This window comes from Mycobacterium sp. (genome assembly GCF_044342925.1).
Classification (GTDB): Bacteria; Actinomycetota; Actinomycetes; order Mycobacteriales; family Mycobacteriaceae; genus Mycobacterium.
Map to the genome: position 1 here is coordinate 48,081 of NZ_JBIIOV010000001.1, position 14,503 is coordinate 62,583.

The window sequence follows — 14,503 nt, forward strand, 5'->3', positions numbered from 1 at the left end:
TGGCGGGATGCCCGCCACTTTCGACGACGTGTCCAAGGCCCAGTACGTGCTGCTGACCACCTTCACCAAGGACGGCCGGCCCAAACCGACCCCGATCTGGATCGCCCGCGACGGTGACCGGGCGGTGGTGATCACCGAGAAGAACGCCTGGAAGGTCAAGCGCATTCGCAACACCCCGCGCGTCACCCTGGCTGTCTGCGATATGAAAGGCCGGGTCAAGGGTGAGCCGGTGGAGGCGCTCGCGCGGGTGCTCGACGACTCCGAGACCGACAACGTCTACCGGGCCATCACCAAGCGCTACGGGATCGTCGGCCGGGTGTTCACCATCTTCTCCAAACTGCGGGGCGGGGCCGGCCGCACCGTCGGCCTGGAGATCCGTCCCGCCTGACCGGCTCAGCGGTGGATCGACGTCTGTGTCGGCTCTATCGGCTGCCCGCTGTACCTGGCCGGGTCCTCGGCGCTGCAGTGGCAAAAGTGAGGATCATGCCGCTGAGCAAACCCAGCAGGTAGAAGGTCACCGCGGTGTCTCGCTTCCCCATGTCCTGCAAATACCCGAAAGTCCTGCAAATACCCGAAAGTCCTGCAAATACCCGAAAGTCCTGCAAATACCCGAAAGTCCTGCAAATACCCGGACGGCGGTGACCCAATCGTGACGGCCGGACCGGAACAGCCCCCCGCCCCGAGTCGTTGGATAGAGCATGTTGTCCGATAGGAACATGGTGATGCGACCCTTTCTGCGCTACGCCGCGCTGTACGTCCTCGTCGAACTCGCAGCGGTGGCGCTGCTGATCTGGGCTGTCGGGGTGGGCTGGACGCTGGTCGTGCTGGCCGCGGTGTTCCTGGCCGGTGTCCTGCTGGCGGCCTCCCAGCTCAAAGATCAGGTGGCCGGCAGCCGGTTGCTCCTGCGCCAGGTCCGCCGCAACCCGCACGGTGCCGCCGCCGACGGTGTGCTGATCGGCCTCGGGTCCTTCCTGGTGCTGGTGCCCGGTGTCGTCAGCACCGCCGTCGGCGCCCTCATGCTGGCGCCGGCAACCCGCTCGACGATGCGCCCGCTGGCGGCCTCGATGGTCAGCCGCGGTGTCGTGCGCGGCGCGCGGGCGGTCAACCTCGATCAGTTCCTGAGCTCGGCGCCCCGCGTCCGGCGTGGCGACTACATCGACGGCGAAGTCCTCCCCGACGCAGCGGCCCCCCGCCCGGTACGCACCCCCATCTCGCGGCGCGGCGCCGCGTAACCGTCCAACTCCCACCCGGCACGGCACACTGATCCGCATGCCCACACTGCTGCTCAACGGCCGTGTGCACAGCCCGTCGCACCCGGACGCCACCGCCATGGCGGTGCGTGACGGCGTCGTCGCCTGGCTCGGCAGCGACGACGTCGGCCGCGCACAGTTTCCCGAGGCCGAAATCGTCGATCTCGCAGGTGCATTCGTGGCTCCCGCTTTCGTCGACTGCCACGTCCACCTCACCGGCACCGGCCTGCGTATGACGGGCCTGGACCTCGTCCGCGCCGAGAGTCCCGACCACCTGCTGCGGCTGGTGGCCGAGCACCTGAGCCGCCACCCGGGAATGCCGGTGTGGGGGTACGGCTGGGACGACACGCACTGGCCGCGCACACCCACCACCGCGGAGGTCGACGCCGTCGTCGGTGCGGTGCCCGCCTACCTGGCCCGCGTCGACGTCCACTCCGCGCTGGCTTCCACCGCGCTGCGCCAGCTGGTGTCCGGCCTGCCGGCCGTCGCCGGATACGACGCCGAGCTGCCGCTGACCGCCGACGCTCACCACCTGGTGCGGGCCGAGGCCCGCGGCCTGCTGACCTGGCAGCAGCGTGACGAGGCGCGCCGGGCAGCCCTCGCCGCGGCCGCCGCGGCCGGCATCGTGGCGGTGCACGAGTGCGCCGGGCCCCAGATCGGCGGGGCCGAGGACTGGCAGGAGATCCGCGACCTCGATCACGGCGTGGAGGTGGTGGGTTACTGGGGCGAGGCGGTGTCCACCGTCGGCCAGGCCCGCGCGTTGATCGAGGCCACCGGGGCGCGGGGGCTGGCCGGGGACCTCTTCGTCGACGGATCGCTGGGCTCGCGCACCGCCTGGCTGTGCGAGCCGTATGCCGACGCGCCGGGCTGCACCGGCAGCTGCCACCTGGACGCCGAGGCCGTCACCGAGCACCTCACGGTCTGCACCGAGGCCGGCGTCACCGCCGGCTTCCACGTCATCGGCGACGCGGCCGTCACCGCCGTCGTCGACGCCCTCGGTGCGGTCGTCCGCCGCTTCGGCGCCCCGGCGGTGGCCCGGTGCGGGCACCGCCTCGAACACCTGGAAATGGTGTCCGCCGAGCAGGCCGCCCGGTTGGGTGAGTGGGGAGTGATCGCCAGCATGCAACCCGGCTTCGACGCGCTGTGGGGCGGGGATGACGGCATGTACGCGCGCCGGCTGGGTCCTTCTCGGGCCGCCGGGCTGAACCCGTTCGCGGTGTTGGCATCGTCGGGGGTGCCGCTGGCTTTCGGCTCGGACAGCCCGGTGACCGTCATGAATCCGTGGTCGTGGGTGCGTGCGGCCAGCCACCACCAGACCGCCGGCAGCGCCATCTCGGCCCGCGCCGCATTCGCCGCCGCCACCCGGGGAGCGTGGCGGGCGGGCGGCGTGCGCGACGGTGTCACCGGCACCCTGGTCCCCGGCGCCCCGGCCTCCTACGCGGTGTGGGAGACCGGCGAGCTGGACGTCAGCGCACCCGCCGACAGCGTGCAGCGCTGGTCCACCGATCCGCGGTCCCGGGTGCCGGAGCTGCCCCGGCTCGATGACGCCGACGCGCTGCCGCGCGCCCGGCAGACCGTGCACCGCGGTGTGGTGCTGCATGGCTGAGCACCGCGACGTCTTTTCCACGGCGGTGCGGCTGGGCTTGAGCCTGCTCGCCGGCCTGCTGTTGTGCGTGAGCTTCCCGCCGGTCGGCTGGTGGTGGGCGGCGGTACCCGCGCTGGCCCTGCTGACCTGGGTGCTGGTGCACCCGCGCACCACGCTGGCCGGCGGGTTCGGCTACGGGCTGGCATTCGGCGTCGCGTTCTACCTTCCCCTGCTGCCCTGGATCAGCGGGCTGGTCGGTGCCGGGCCGTGGCTGGCGTTGGCATTTATGGAGGCGTTGTTTCCGGCCGCGTTCGGGGTGTTCGCGGTGCTGGTCAGCCGGCTGCCGGGCTGGCCGCTGTGGCTGGCCTGCCTGTGGTCGATGCAGGAATGGCTCAAGTCCAGCGTTCCCTTCGGCGGATTCCCTTGGGGCGTAACAGCGTTCGGGCAGACGAACGGACCTTTCCTGCCGTTGGCGCAGTGGGGCGGCGCCCCGCTGGTGTCGTTCGCCGTCGCCCTGCTGGCGACCTCGCTCTGCGCGCTGGCAGTGGCCGCCGTCCGGCGGCCGGCCGGCGAACGCCGCCCGGGCGTGCTGGTGCCGGCGCTCGTCAGCATCGGCGCGGTGCTGCTGAGCACTGCGCTGGCCGCGCCGGCGGTGCGCCGCACTGCCGCCGCCGACGGCCCGGCGATCACGGTCGCGGCCGTGCAGGGCAACGTGCCGCGCCTCGGGCTGGAGTTCAACGCCCAGCGCCGGGCGGTGCTGGACAACCACGTGCGCCAGACGCTGCAACTGGCCGACGACGTCGAAGCCGGGAAGGCGCCCAAGCCGAAGTTCGTGATCTGGCCGGAGAACTCCTCCGATATCGACCCGCTGGCCAATACCGATGCCGCCGAACAGATTCGCGTCGCTTCTCGGGCGATCGGAGCGCCGATTCTGGTCGGCGCGGTGGTCTCAATGCCCGAGACCACGCCCGACAACCCGGCGGCCTCCAACACCGTCATCGTCTGGGATCCCGCCACTGGACCGGGGGAGCGGCACGACAAGCAGATCGTGCAGCCGTTCGGTGAGTACCTGCCGTGGCGGTCCTTCTTCGCCAAGCTGTCCTCCTACGCCGACCGCGCCGGGTACTTCGTGCCGGGCAGCGGCACCGGCGTGGTCAGTCCGGCCGGCGTCCCGGTCGGGGTGGCCACCTGCTGGGAGGTCATCTTCGACCGCGCGCTGCGCCAGTCGGTGCGCAACGGCGCCCAGATCCTCGCGGTGCCGAGTAACAACGCCACCTTCGATCAGGCGATGAGCGAGCAGCAACTCGCCTTCGCCCGGTTGCGGGCGGTCGAGCACGGCCGATTCGCGATCGTGGCGGGAACCGTCGGCATCAGCGCGGCGTTCGCTCCCGACGGCCGGGAATTGGCCCGGACGGCCTTTTTCACCCCGGCCTACCTCGACGTCGGCGTCCGGCTGCTGACGGCACGGACCCCGGCCACCCAATGGACGGTTGTGCTGCAGTGGCTGCTGGTTGCGGCCGCGGTCGCCGCGATCGGCGCGGCGATATTGCAGAATGGTGGTTTCGTGCGGCCGCCGCACAGCCGGCGTAGCAATCCAGTCAAAGGAGTCGCATGAGTAACCAGCCGCCCAGTCGGCGCACCCTGGTGATCATCCCCACGTACAACGAGCTGGAGAACCTGCCTCTGATCCTGGGCAGGGTGCGCAAGTCGCGTCCGGACGCGCACGTTCTCATCGTCGACGACGGCAGTCCGGACGGCACCGGTGAGCTGGCCGACGAACTGTGCACGGCCGATCCCAAGCACGTCCATGTCATGCATCGGACGGCCAAGGACGGCCTCGGCGCGGCGTATCTGGCCGCGTTCGCCTGGGGCCTGGAGCGCGGCTACAGCGTGCTCGTGGAAATGGACGCCGACGGCAGTCACGCACCCGAACAGCTCTACCGGCTGCTGGACGCGATCGACGCCGGCGCCGACGTGGCGATCGGCTCCCGCTATGTCGACGGCGGAACCGTCCGCAACTGGCCCTATCGGCGGCTGGTGCTGTCGAAGACGGCCAACACCTACGCACGGGTGCTGCTGGGTGTGGAGATTCACGACATCACCGCCGGTTACCGCGCCTACCGCCGGGAGGTGCTGGAGAAGCTGGACCTGGCGACCGTGGAGTCCAAGGGCTACTGCTTCCAGGTGGATCTCACCTGGCGGGCGATCAACAACGGATTCACCGTCGCCGAGGTGCCGATCACGTTCACCGAGCGCGAGTTGGGTGTGTCGAAGATGAGCGGATCGAACATCCGCGAAGCGATGGGAAAGGTCGCCCAGTGGGGGATCGGCGGTCGGATCGAACGCCTCCGGGCGCAGCGCTGACGAGCGCTATCAGCCGCAGCGCTGACGAGCGCTATCAGCCGCAGCGCTGACGAGCGCTATCAGCCGCAGCGCTGACGCGCTAGTCAGCCGCGGCGCTTGGTCTTGATCAGATCCAGCCGTTCCTTGAGTAGCTCCTCGAGCTCCTCGACGGACCGCCGCTCCAACAGCATGTCCCAGTGGGTGCGGGGCGGCTTGACCTTCTTCGGCTCGGGCAGGTCACCTTCGAGGAGGGTGCCCTCCAGCCCGTTGCGGCACAGCCAGGTGCCGGGAATCTCGGCGTCGTCGGCGAACGGAACCTCGAACTCCTCACCGTTCTCGGTGCGGTAACGCGCCAACTGCCGGGGCGCCAGGTCGTGGTTGCGGTCGGTCTCGTAGCTCACGGCCCCGAGCCGACTGCCCCTCAGCACACGATCAGCCATGGTGATTCTCCTTGCGTAGTCGTCGGAAGAACGCGAAACCGGGGCCTGCGAGTTCCCGACGTGGCTTCCGATGATACCGGGGATCCCAAGGCCGCCGGTCTACGCTCACTGCCGTGACGCGCCGGACCCGACCGCAACCCTGCCGATGGTGCGGGCGCGAGGTCGCCGACGTCGGCATGGGCCGGCGGCGGCAGTACTGCCGGCAGTCCTGCCGCCAGCGCGCCTACGAGCAGCGTGCTCTGGTCAAGGGCAGTGCCGTTCCCGAGGACGCGGTGGTGCTCACCGCCGACGAGGCGGCCGAGTTGTCCGATCGGGTCTACCAGGTCCGGTGCGCCGCCGAAGACGTAGCGACCGCGGTCGAGGAGGGCGCGCCCGCGGCTGAATTGCGCCCGTTGTGTGACGAATTGCTGCGGGTCGCCAAGGCCGCCGACGGCTGGCGCTGACGGCTGTGGTGCTTGCCACACCCGCCGGACAACGGCCACGACGCCTCCGCGACGTAATATTCAGCAAACAAATCTCCATGCCGGAAATCCGGCGGTGAAGGAGCAGTGCACATGAAGCGTTCGACGCGACGACTTCTCGCCCCCGCGGCGGCGGTGGCCCTGGGTGGCCTCGGATTCGCGGTGCAGACGGTCGAGCCGGCCGGCGGCGCGAGCGCAGACACCTGCGTCCAGGTCGGTAACCAGGCCAACTTCAGCACCTGCGCCGACCTGACCGACGTCGTCGGCGAGATCATGACCCCCGGCCGCCCCGACCGCGGGCCGGGCAATCTGACTCCCAACATGTACTCCTGCCTTGGCTGGGACGGGCAGTGGGTGAACGCCGACAGCTGCACGTAGCGGCGAGGCGATTCCGTCCGGACAGCGACGGAATTTGCAATCCTGCGGTGGAGTTCCAGCACTCCCCGATAAGTTGTGATCAGGTGCAAGCAGCGCGACCGTCAGACGGTTTGTTCTCGGTCGAAAGGCGCCCCTTGTCTGGTACCTCAAACGTGCACGGTCCCCTGTGGCGCTGGCTCGGGCCGGTCCTCATCGGAATTCTCTTGGTCGTCTTGGCAATCCTCGAGTCGCTGCAGGTGCGCCATCACAGCGACGCGGAGCCGCAATCGCTCGGCGTGCCCACTCCGTCGTCGGCCGCCGAACAGGCCGGGTCGCCGTAGCGCTACTTGGAGACGAAGCGCGTCCGCGGTGACGTCATTGCCGATCCCGCTTTGCCATCCTGGAGATCACCAAGGCCAACTCCGCCTCGCCCACCACCGCGACTTCGGAAAGGGGGGTGCGCGTGACCGAATCCGGATCAGTAACGGAATTGCCGGGCTTGACGAAAACCAGCGCCTCATCCATATCGGGTGAGAAACCGTCAAGGCCCGCATAGTTGATGGCAACGCAGACGACTTTTTCCGGGCTTGCACGGTGCGTGCAGGCGGACTCCGTTAATGGGGCGACAACTTTGTCCGGCGTCCCAGGCGCCGAGGACGTCTCCATTCAGAAGGCGCACGTGGGCGCCATCGACGACACCCCACGCCTCGTCATGGTCTGCGTAAGAAAAGCGAAGAATACGCACGTGTTCAAGCTATGGATTTCGTTTATCCACCGCAGCACTTCCGAGGTGCGTGTCGGGTTAGAAGGCGTCGCAACACATCGGAGCCGTCCGAGGCCAGCACGCGCTGCGCGTTGGAAAATCTTGCTTCGAAATACTGCGGTCGGGTCCGGCGATCCTTTATTGTCGTAGAATTCAGTCAATTGACTGACTGAGTTAGGAGCTTCGCATGGTTGTACAGCTTGACGATGAGGTCAGGCTGGCGGCCGTCGTCCGGACCATCTTGGGTCAGTCGTGCGTGTATCAGAGCTCTGGTTAATACCGATAGTGGCTGTCGCGGCAACGGCTGTTGGACTTGCCACCGCAGGGCCGGCGGTCGCGGCCGATGACCAGTTGATTGAGGACCTGGTAGAGCTCGCCGACCTCATCCCCGACGACGAGCTTTGCCACTCGGCGACGGGTAGCACGCTCTGCGCCAGTGGCGCCGTCAGGGGCAGCTTCGGGGCTCCGACCAGTGTGCCGACCTATGACTCCCGCTGCTACAAGGATGACTTGGTAACCGCACGCCGGTTAGACACGTGTGCGGCGCACTGAGTGCAGCAACGGCGGGAGAGTGTCGGTGCCCTCGGTGAGATTCGAACTCACACTGCACGGGTTTTGAATCCGTTTCCTCTGCCAGTTGGGATACGAGGGCGCTTCGCGGTGTGCGGTGTCCCACGATAGTGGAAACGCCACCGCCCCGGTTCGCCGCCCGCGGTGGGCCACGACACAATGGCCGCATGACTGGCCGAACGACTGGGACTGAGACTGGCTCTGGGACCGACTCCGACCGGCGCCCGCGGGTGCTCATCGCCGAGGACGAGGCGCTGATCCGCCTGGACCTCGCCGAGATGCTGCGCGAGGAGGGCTACCAGGTGGTCGGCGAGGCCGGCGACGGCCAGGAGGCGGTGGAGTTGGCCGAGAGCCTGCGCCCGGACCTGGTGATCATGGACGTCAAGATGCCCCGCCGTGACGGCATCGACGCTGCCGCCGAGATCGCCGCCAAGCGGATCGCCCCGGTGGTCGTGCTGACCGCGTTCAGCCAGCGCGACCTGGTGGAGAAGGCCCGCGACGCCGGAGCGATGGCGTACCTGGTCAAGCCCTTCTCGATCACCGACCTGGTGCCGGCCATCGAGGTAGCTGTCAGCCGGTTCGCCGAGATCATGCAGCTGGAAAAGGAAGTCGCCGATTTGGGGGACCGGCTGGAAACCCGGAAACTGATCGAGCGCGCCAAGGGTCTGCTGCAGGCCAAACACTCGATGACCGAACCCGAGGCGTTCAGCTGGATGCAGCGGGCGGCGATGGATCGGCGCACCTCCATGAAACGGGTCGCCGAGGTCGTTCTGGAGACCCTGCAGGCGCCGGACGAATCGGCGTCGCCGCACTGACCCGGCCGGTCAGCGCGGCGTTTCGCAGGGGGATGACGCGCGGTTCGGCCGGTAGTTGGCTATGTTCTACCGGAAGCGTCGACGGTGGGGTAAGTTTCGCGGCCCTGCCGGATGGTGGACAACAACCCGGAGGTGTAAACGTGCGCGGTCGTGCGACACGGAGTGCAATCGCAGCGAGTTCGGCGGCCCTGGTGATGCTGGGGATCTCCGCCTGCAGCCAGCCCGCCCCGAGCAATGAGTCCTCAAAGGGCAGCAGTGCGTCCTCGGCTGAGGCCGCCGCGCCCGTCGATCTGAAGATCGTCGAGCAGGTGCAGGTGGACCCGGACGGTAAAGAGGTCACGCCGCCGGCCGGTGTGACTGCGGCCGACCCGGCCGGTGACGGCAAGGCCACCTGCGCGCCGGTGAAGATCGCCATGGCCGGTGCCCTCAACGGCCCGGACGCCGCGCTCGGCATCAACATCAAGAACGGCGTGCAGCTGGCGCTGGACAAGCACAACGCCGCCAACCCCGGCTGCCAGATCGAGCTGCGCACCTTCGACACCGAAGGCGACCCGCAGAAGGCCACCGCGATCGCCCCGCAGATCGTCGACGACCAGTCGATCATCGGCCTGGTGGGTCCGGCGTTCTCCGGTGAGACCAAGGCCACCGGCGGTGTGTTCGACCAGGCCGGCCTGATGTCCGTCACCGCCTCGGCCACCAACGTCGCGCTGTCCGAGCAGGGCTGGAAGACCTTCCTGCGCGGTCTGGCCAACGACGGCGTGCAGGGCCCCTCGGTGGCCAACTACCTGAAGAACACCATCGGCGACAAGAAGATCTGTGTCGTCGACGACAGCACCGACTACGGCACCGGCCTGGCCAAGGCCGTCCGCGACACCCTCGGTGAGGTGGCCGACGCCGGCTGCAACATCTCGGTCAAGAAGGGCGACAAGGATTTCTCCGCCGCCGTGACCCAGGTGAAGGGTCAGTCGCCGGATTCGGTGTTCTACAGCGGCTACTACTCCGAGGCCGCGCCGTTCGTGCAGCAGCTGCGCGACGCCGGCTTCACCGGCAAGTTCGTCAGCGCCGACGGCACCAAGGATCCCGAGTTCGTCAAGCAGGCCGGGTCCGCCTCGAAGGACGCGATCCTGTCTTGCCCGTGCGCGCCGGCCAGCGGAGCGTTCGCCGACGAGTACACCAAGAAGTTCGGCCAGGCCCCCGGCACCTACAGCGCCGAGGGCTACGACCTGGGCACCATCCTGGCCAAGGGCGTCGACTCGGGCGCCGTCACCCGCGAGGCGCTGCTGGACTTCACCAAGAAGTACGACGGCCAGGGCGTCGCGCGCAGGTACCAGTGGACCGACACCGGCGAGCTCACCAACACCCTGATCTGGATCTACAAGGTCCAGTAGCGCACTTCACGAGGCGCGTCCGGGGCCGGGAACCGTCCGGCCCCGGACGCGCTCTCGTCGAAGGACGGATGCAAGGAGCTCAGCGGGCAGATGATCAACGAGTGCCTCACCAATCTCGGGGGCCACTACGCCTGCCTCGCCGGTGACATCGGTTTCAACGTCGAGAACCTGCGAAACGGCTTCTGGCAGTTCACCATCGACGGCCTGGCCTGGGGCGCGATCTACGCGCTGGTGGCGGTCGGCTACACCCTGGTCTTCGGTGTGCTGCGGCTGATCAACTTCGCGCACTCCGAGATCTTCATGCTCGGCATGTTCGGGGCGTATTTCTGCCTCGACATGATCCTCGGGTTCACCCCCAGCGGTAACGCCTACAACCGCGGGGTCGGACTCACCGTGCTCTACATCGGCGTGGCCATGCTGTTCGCCATGGCCGTGTCAGGAACGGCCGCAATCGGTTTGGAGGCCGTCGCCTACCGGCCGCTGCGCAAGCGCAATGCCCGTTCGCTGACGTTCCTCATCACCGCCATCGGCATGTCCTTCGTACTGCAGGAGTTCGTCCACTTCGTGCTGCCCAAGATCATCAAGGGCTACGGCGGCAGCAACGCGCAACAGCCGATCATCCTGGTGCAGCCCAAGACCCAGTTCCACATCTTCGGGGCGACGGTGTCCAACGTGACGCTGGTGATCGTCGCCTCCGCGCTGGTGCTGGCGCTGCTGACCGATCTGGCCATCAACCGGACGAAGTTCGGCCGCGGCATCCGCGCGGTGGCCCAGGATCCCGTCACCGCCACCCTGATGGGCGTCTCGCGGGAACGGATCATCATGCGCACGTTCCTCATCGGCGGAATGCTGGCCGGCGCCGCGGCGGTGCTCTACACACTGCGGGTTCCGCAGGGCATCATCTACTCCGGCGGTTTCCTGCTGGGCATCAAAGCGTTCTCGGCGGCGGTGCTGGGCGGTATCGGCAACGTGCGCGGGGCACTGCTGGGCGGCCTGATCCTCGGTGTGATGGAGAACTACGGCCAGGCCCTGCTGGGCACCCAGTGGCGTGACGTCGTCGCCTTCGTCCTGTTGGTTGTGGTGCTGCTGGTCCGGCCCACCGGCATCCTCGGCGAGAGCCTCGGGAAGGCCCGAGCATGACCCACCGCACCGCTGAGCACCTGCTGGCACCCGGCGACACCCTGCGGCGGTGGTGGTCGGAGCGCACCCGCGTCCAGAAGTGGGGCTTCGGGGTGCTGGCGTTCGGCGCCCTGGCACTGCTGCCGCTCTACACCCCGCCGTTCCTCGACACCCCCGGCATCAGCTTCGGCGGCACCATGGCCCAGTTCGCGATGGTGGCGATCATCGCGATCGGCCTCAATGTCGTTGTCGGGCAAACCGGTCTGCTCGACCTCGGCTACGTCGGCTTCTACGCCGTCGGTGCCTACACGGTGGCACTGCTGACCAGCCCGGACAGCGTCCTGAACAGAGTCGGCGAGGGCGGCCTGGATGCGAAGTGGGCGTGGCTGGCCTGCGTGCCGATCGCGATGGTGGTGACCGCGCTGGCCGGCCTGATCCTGGGCATCCCGACGCTGCGGCTGCGCGGCGACTACCTGGCCATCGTCACCCTCGGCTTCGGCGAGATCATCCGGTTGCTCGCCGACAACCTCGCCGGAGTCACCAACGGCCCGCGCGGCCTCAATCAGGTGGCCTACCCGCGCGTCGGAGTCTCCGAGGAACTGCCCAACGGGGTGTTCTCCAGCGGCAACTCCTCGGGTGCGGCCAACTACGGCACCTGGTGGTTCTGGCTGGGTCTGGCGTTGATGGTGGGAATCCTGCTGCTGGTCGGCAACCTCGAGCGCAGCCGGGTCGGCCGGGCGTGGGTGGCCATCCGCGAGGATGAGGACGCCGCGGAAGTGATGGGCGTCAACACCTTTCGTTTCAAGCTCTGGGCATTCGTCATCGGGGCGGCCATCGGCGGGCTGTCCGGCGCGCTGTACGCCGGGCAGGTGCAGTACGTCGCCCCGCCGACGTTCAACATCATCAACTCCATGCTGTTCCTGTCCGCGGTGGTGCTCGGCGGACAGGGCAACAAGCTGGGCGTGATCTTCGGCGCGTTCGTCATCGTCTACCTGCCCAACCGGCTGCTCGGCGTGCAGTTCATGGGCCTCAACCTCGGCGACCTGAAATACCTGTTCTTCGGCCTGGCCCTGGTGGTGCTGATGATCTTCCGGCCCCAGGGCCTGTTCCCGGTGCGTCAGCAGTTGCTCGCCTACGGCAGGTCCGCGCGGGAGCTGCTGGCCCGTGCCGATCCGCGTAAGGCCGCCTCATGACCGAGCCGATCATCGACGAGCAGATGGCCGCGCTGACCCGCGAGGTGGGTGTCGCCGAGGGCGAGACCCTGCTGCAGGCCACCGATCTCACCGTGAAATTCGGCGGCCTGACCGCTCTGGATGCGGTGAACTTCTCGATCAGACGCGGCGAGATCCTCGGCCTGATCGGACCGAACGGCGCCGGCAAGACCACGTGCTTCAACGCCATGACCGGCGTCTACCGGCCGACCTCGGGCACCGTGGTGTTCGACGGCCAGCGGCTGGGCAAGATGAAGCGCCACCAGATCACCCGGCTTGGCATAGCCCGAACCTTCCAGAACATCCGGCTGTGGGGCGAGATGACCGCGCTGGAGAACGTCGTCGTCGGCACCGACGCCCGGCATCACACCTCGGTGCCTGGCGCCCTGGTGCGCAGCCCCCGGCACCGGCGGGAAGAGCGCACCGCCATCGAAAAGGCCGCCGCCCTGCTGCAATTCGTCGGCATCGCCCATCGCGGCGAGGAGAAGGCCAAGAACCTGCCCTACGGCGACCAGCGGCGGTTGGAGATCGCCCGGGCGCTGGCCACCGAGCCCAAGCTGCTGTGCCTGGACGAGCCCGCCGCCGGGTTCAACCCGAGCGAGAAGGCCGCGCTGATCGAGCTGATCCACGCCATCCGCGACGACGGCTACACCGTGCTGCTGATCGAGCACGACATGCGGCTGGTCATGGGAGTCACCGACCGTATCGTGGTGCTGGAGTTCGGCCGCAAGATCGCCGACGGCCTGCCCGCCGACATCCGAGAGGATCCCGCGGTGATCGCCGCCTACCTGGGAGTGCCCGATGACGAACTCTGAGACGCCGGCGATGAGCGTCTCGCGCGAAGAGCAGACCCCTCTGCTCGAAGTCCGCGACGTCAAAGTCAACTACGGCAAAATCGAAGCACTACACGGTGTCTCGCTGGTGGTACGGGCGGGGGAGCTGGTCACCCTGCTGGGCTCCAACGGCGCCGGCAAGACCACCCTGATGCGCGCCATCTCCGGGCTGCGTCCGCTGGCGGCGGGCTCCATCTGGTTCGACGGCCGCGACATCACCCGGGTCAAAGCCCACCTGCGGGCCATCGACGGTCTGGTGCAGGCCCCGGAGGGCCGGGGGGTGTTCCCCGGCATGACGGTGACCGAGAACCTCGAAATGGGCTGTTACGGAAGGAAGTTCGACTCCAAGGCCGAGCACGACGAGCGGCTGGACTGGGTGTTCCAGACGTTTCCGCGGCTGGCCGAGCGTCGCAAGCAGGTGGGTGGCACGCTGTCCGGCGGCGAGCAGCAGATGCTGGCGATCGGGCGGGCGCTGATGGCGAGGCCCCGGGTGCTGCTGCTCGACGAACCGTCGATGGGCCTTGCCCCCATGGTGATCTCGCAGATCTTCGGCATCATCGCCGACATCAACGCCCGTGGCACCACGGTGCTGCTGGTCGAGCAGAACGCCCAGCAGGCGCTGAGCCGATCCGACCGCGCCTACATCCTGGAAACCGGCGCCGTCACCCGCACCGGGCCGGCGCGTGAACTGCTCGCCGACGACAGCGTCCGCGCGGCGTACCTGGGTGTCGCTTAGCAGGCAGTCAGATCTGGCCCGGCGGCTGCCAGGCCTCGCCCATCAGTTCGTTGGGTGGCAGCTGCGGATCCTCGAACCGGCGGGCCTGTTCGACACCGCTGACCGGAAGCCCCTGCGGCTCAAGCAAACCCAGTTGAACCAGGACCGACGCCTGATCCCAGTAGATGTGTTCGGAGGCGACTTTGTCGCCGTCGAACTGGACGACGGCCACCATCGGGATCTCTACCGGCCGGCGGGTGGGGGCCACGCCGGGCAGCATCCAGTCCATCTCGACGTCGTGGGTGAAGCAGAACACGAACTCGTCGATCACCCGGCCGTTCCCGACAGTTCTGGTCAACGGCCGCAGGGCGGTATCGGCCGGCATCTTGGGAATGAAGTGCTTGCCGTAGAACACGATCATCTCTTCGGGACCGCGGCCCCCGGTCAGCACCGGGACGTGGTTGACGTGGGGGTCCGGCGTCATGGTGGCGACGGTGGCCGCGGCGTCCTTGGTCGCGAATTCCAGTTCGGTATGGCGCTCCCAGAGGCGTTCCAACTCGTCGTCGGGCAGTGTGCTCATCGGATTCCCTTCGAATTCAATTGATCCGGAAGCTTTTCAGCTGCCCGGCTTCACCTGCACGGCGATCACCCGG

17 protein-coding genes, 1 tRNA gene and 1 pseudogene are annotated in these 14,503 nt (G+C 68.1%); 13 read left to right on the forward strand and 6 right to left on the reverse strand.

Features of this window, described 5'->3' with window-relative positions; all coding sequences use genetic code 11:
* Positions 1 to 7 precede the first annotated feature (7 nt).
* The 5 genes from ADBZ6I_RS00260 to ADBZ6I_RS00280 all read left to right on the forward strand — a co-directional run bounded on the left by ADBZ6I_RS00260 (position 8) and on the right by ADBZ6I_RS00280 (position 5,199).
* Positions 8 to 388, forward strand: coding sequence for a PPOX class F420-dependent oxidoreductase (locus tag ADBZ6I_RS00260; RefSeq protein ID WP_526379668.1), 381 nt, complete (start codon positions 8 to 10; stop codon positions 386 to 388).
* 334 nt (positions 389 to 722) lie between these two features.
* Complete coding sequence (locus ADBZ6I_RS00265; RefSeq protein ID WP_526379670.1) at positions 723 to 1,232, forward strand: FxsA family protein; 510 nt, start codon at positions 723 to 725, stop codon at positions 1,230 to 1,232.
* A 37-nt stretch (positions 1,233 to 1,269) separates the two neighbouring features.
* Positions 1,270 to 2,856, forward strand: a complete 1,587-nt coding sequence (locus ADBZ6I_RS00270; RefSeq protein ID WP_526379672.1) for an amidohydrolase — start codon at positions 1,270 to 1,272, stop codon at positions 2,854 to 2,856.
* A complete protein-coding gene (gene lnt, locus ADBZ6I_RS00275; protein WP_526379674.1) occupies positions 2,849 to 4,450 on the forward strand; it encodes an apolipoprotein N-acyltransferase in 1,602 nt (533 codons plus the stop codon). Before ADBZ6I_RS00270 ends, lnt begins: the two co-directional genes overlap by 8 nt.
* Positions 4,447 to 5,199 carry a polyprenol monophosphomannose synthase gene (locus ADBZ6I_RS00280; RefSeq protein WP_526379676.1) on the forward strand — a complete coding sequence of 251 codons (753 nt, stop codon included), beginning with the start codon at positions 4,447 to 4,449 and terminating at the stop codon, positions 5,197 to 5,199. The genes lnt and ADBZ6I_RS00280 overlap by 4 nt, the downstream gene beginning before the upstream one ends.
* 83 nt (positions 5,200 to 5,282) lie before the next feature.
* Here ADBZ6I_RS00280 and rbpA read toward each other — a convergent pair whose 3' ends face one another.
* Positions 5,283 to 5,618 carry an RNA polymerase-binding protein RbpA gene (gene rbpA, locus ADBZ6I_RS00285; protein WP_313674406.1) on the reverse strand — a complete coding sequence of 112 codons (336 nt, stop codon included), beginning with the start codon at positions 5,616 to 5,618 and terminating at the stop codon, positions 5,283 to 5,285.
* A 113-nt stretch (positions 5,619 to 5,731) separates the two neighbouring features.
* Here rbpA and ADBZ6I_RS00290 point away from each other — a divergent pair, with 113 nt between their 5' ends.
* Together ADBZ6I_RS00290 and ADBZ6I_RS00295 are read left to right on the forward strand one after the other, a co-directional pair.
* The gene (locus ADBZ6I_RS00290) at positions 5,732 to 6,061 is read left to right on the forward strand and encodes a hypothetical protein (RefSeq protein WP_526379679.1); all 330 of its coding nucleotides are present in this window, start codon (positions 5,732 to 5,734) and stop codon (positions 6,059 to 6,061) included.
* 111 nt (positions 6,062 to 6,172) lie between these two features.
* The gene (locus ADBZ6I_RS00295; RefSeq protein ID WP_526379681.1) at positions 6,173 to 6,457 is read left to right on the forward strand and encodes a hypothetical protein; all 285 of its coding nucleotides are present in this window, start codon (positions 6,173 to 6,175) and stop codon (positions 6,455 to 6,457) included.
* Positions 6,458 to 6,811: 354 nt separating this feature from the next.
* On the opposite strand, the gene ADBZ6I_RS00300 is transcribed toward ADBZ6I_RS00295, so the two are convergent.
* The 4 genes and pseudogenes from ADBZ6I_RS00300 to ADBZ6I_RS00315 all read right to left on the reverse strand — a co-directional run bounded on the left by ADBZ6I_RS00300 (position 6,812) and on the right by ADBZ6I_RS00315 (position 7,851).
* Positions 6,812 to 7,102 (reverse strand): fumarylacetoacetate hydrolase family protein, encoded by a 291-nt coding sequence (locus tag ADBZ6I_RS00300; RefSeq protein WP_526379683.1) that lies wholly within the window; start codon positions 7,100 to 7,102, stop codon positions 6,812 to 6,814.
* Positions 7,089 to 7,181, reverse strand: a pseudogene (locus ADBZ6I_RS00305) (Rv2993c-like domain-containing protein); the annotation flags it as partial. The gene ADBZ6I_RS00300 and the pseudogene ADBZ6I_RS00305, both read right to left, overlap by 14 nt.
* Before the next feature lie 291 nt (positions 7,182 to 7,472).
* Positions 7,473 to 7,607: a hypothetical protein gene (locus ADBZ6I_RS00310; RefSeq protein ID WP_526379685.1), complete on the reverse strand. Its 135-nt coding sequence runs from the start codon at positions 7,605 to 7,607 to the stop codon at positions 7,473 to 7,475.
* Positions 7,608 to 7,777: 170 nt separating this feature from the next.
* Positions 7,778 to 7,851, reverse strand: a tRNA-Leu gene (locus tag ADBZ6I_RS00315).
* Between the two features lie 85 nt (positions 7,852 to 7,936).
* Between ADBZ6I_RS00315 and ADBZ6I_RS00320 the strand changes: the two genes are divergently transcribed.
* The 6 genes from ADBZ6I_RS00320 to ADBZ6I_RS00345 all read left to right on the forward strand — a co-directional run bounded on the left by ADBZ6I_RS00320 (position 7,937) and on the right by ADBZ6I_RS00345 (position 13,871).
* Positions 7,937 to 8,584 (forward strand): two-component system response regulator PdtaR, encoded by a 648-nt coding sequence (locus ADBZ6I_RS00320; protein WP_526379687.1) that lies wholly within the window; start codon positions 7,937 to 7,939, stop codon positions 8,582 to 8,584.
* A 140-nt stretch (positions 8,585 to 8,724) separates the two neighbouring features.
* Positions 8,725 to 9,972, forward strand: a complete 1,248-nt coding sequence (locus tag ADBZ6I_RS00325; protein ID WP_526379689.1) for a branched-chain amino acid ABC transporter substrate-binding protein — start codon at positions 8,725 to 8,727, stop codon at positions 9,970 to 9,972.
* Positions 9,973 to 10,062: 90 nt separating this feature from the next.
* The gene (locus ADBZ6I_RS00330; protein ID WP_526379691.1) at positions 10,063 to 11,112 is read left to right on the forward strand and encodes a branched-chain amino acid ABC transporter permease; all 1,050 of its coding nucleotides are present in this window, start codon (positions 10,063 to 10,065) and stop codon (positions 11,110 to 11,112) included.
* Positions 11,109 to 12,284, forward strand: a complete 1,176-nt coding sequence (locus tag ADBZ6I_RS00335; RefSeq protein ID WP_526379693.1) for a branched-chain amino acid ABC transporter permease — start codon at positions 11,109 to 11,111, stop codon at positions 12,282 to 12,284. Before ADBZ6I_RS00330 ends, ADBZ6I_RS00335 begins: the two co-directional genes overlap by 4 nt.
* Positions 12,281 to 13,117 (forward strand): ABC transporter ATP-binding protein, encoded by an 837-nt coding sequence (locus tag ADBZ6I_RS00340; RefSeq protein ID WP_526379695.1) that lies wholly within the window; start codon positions 12,281 to 12,283, stop codon positions 13,115 to 13,117. Before ADBZ6I_RS00335 ends, ADBZ6I_RS00340 begins: the two co-directional genes overlap by 4 nt.
* Positions 13,104 to 13,871 (forward strand): ABC transporter ATP-binding protein, encoded by a 768-nt coding sequence (locus tag ADBZ6I_RS00345; protein ID WP_526379697.1) that lies wholly within the window; start codon positions 13,104 to 13,106, stop codon positions 13,869 to 13,871. The genes ADBZ6I_RS00340 and ADBZ6I_RS00345 overlap by 14 nt, the downstream gene beginning before the upstream one ends.
* Positions 13,872 to 13,878: 7 nt before the next feature.
* Here ADBZ6I_RS00345 and ADBZ6I_RS00350 read toward each other — a convergent pair whose 3' ends face one another.
* Entirely contained in the window at positions 13,879 to 14,430 is a 552-nt protein-coding gene (locus ADBZ6I_RS00350; RefSeq protein ID WP_526379699.1) for a hypothetical protein, read from the reverse strand.
* Between the last annotated feature and the right edge of the window lie 73 nt (positions 14,431 to 14,503).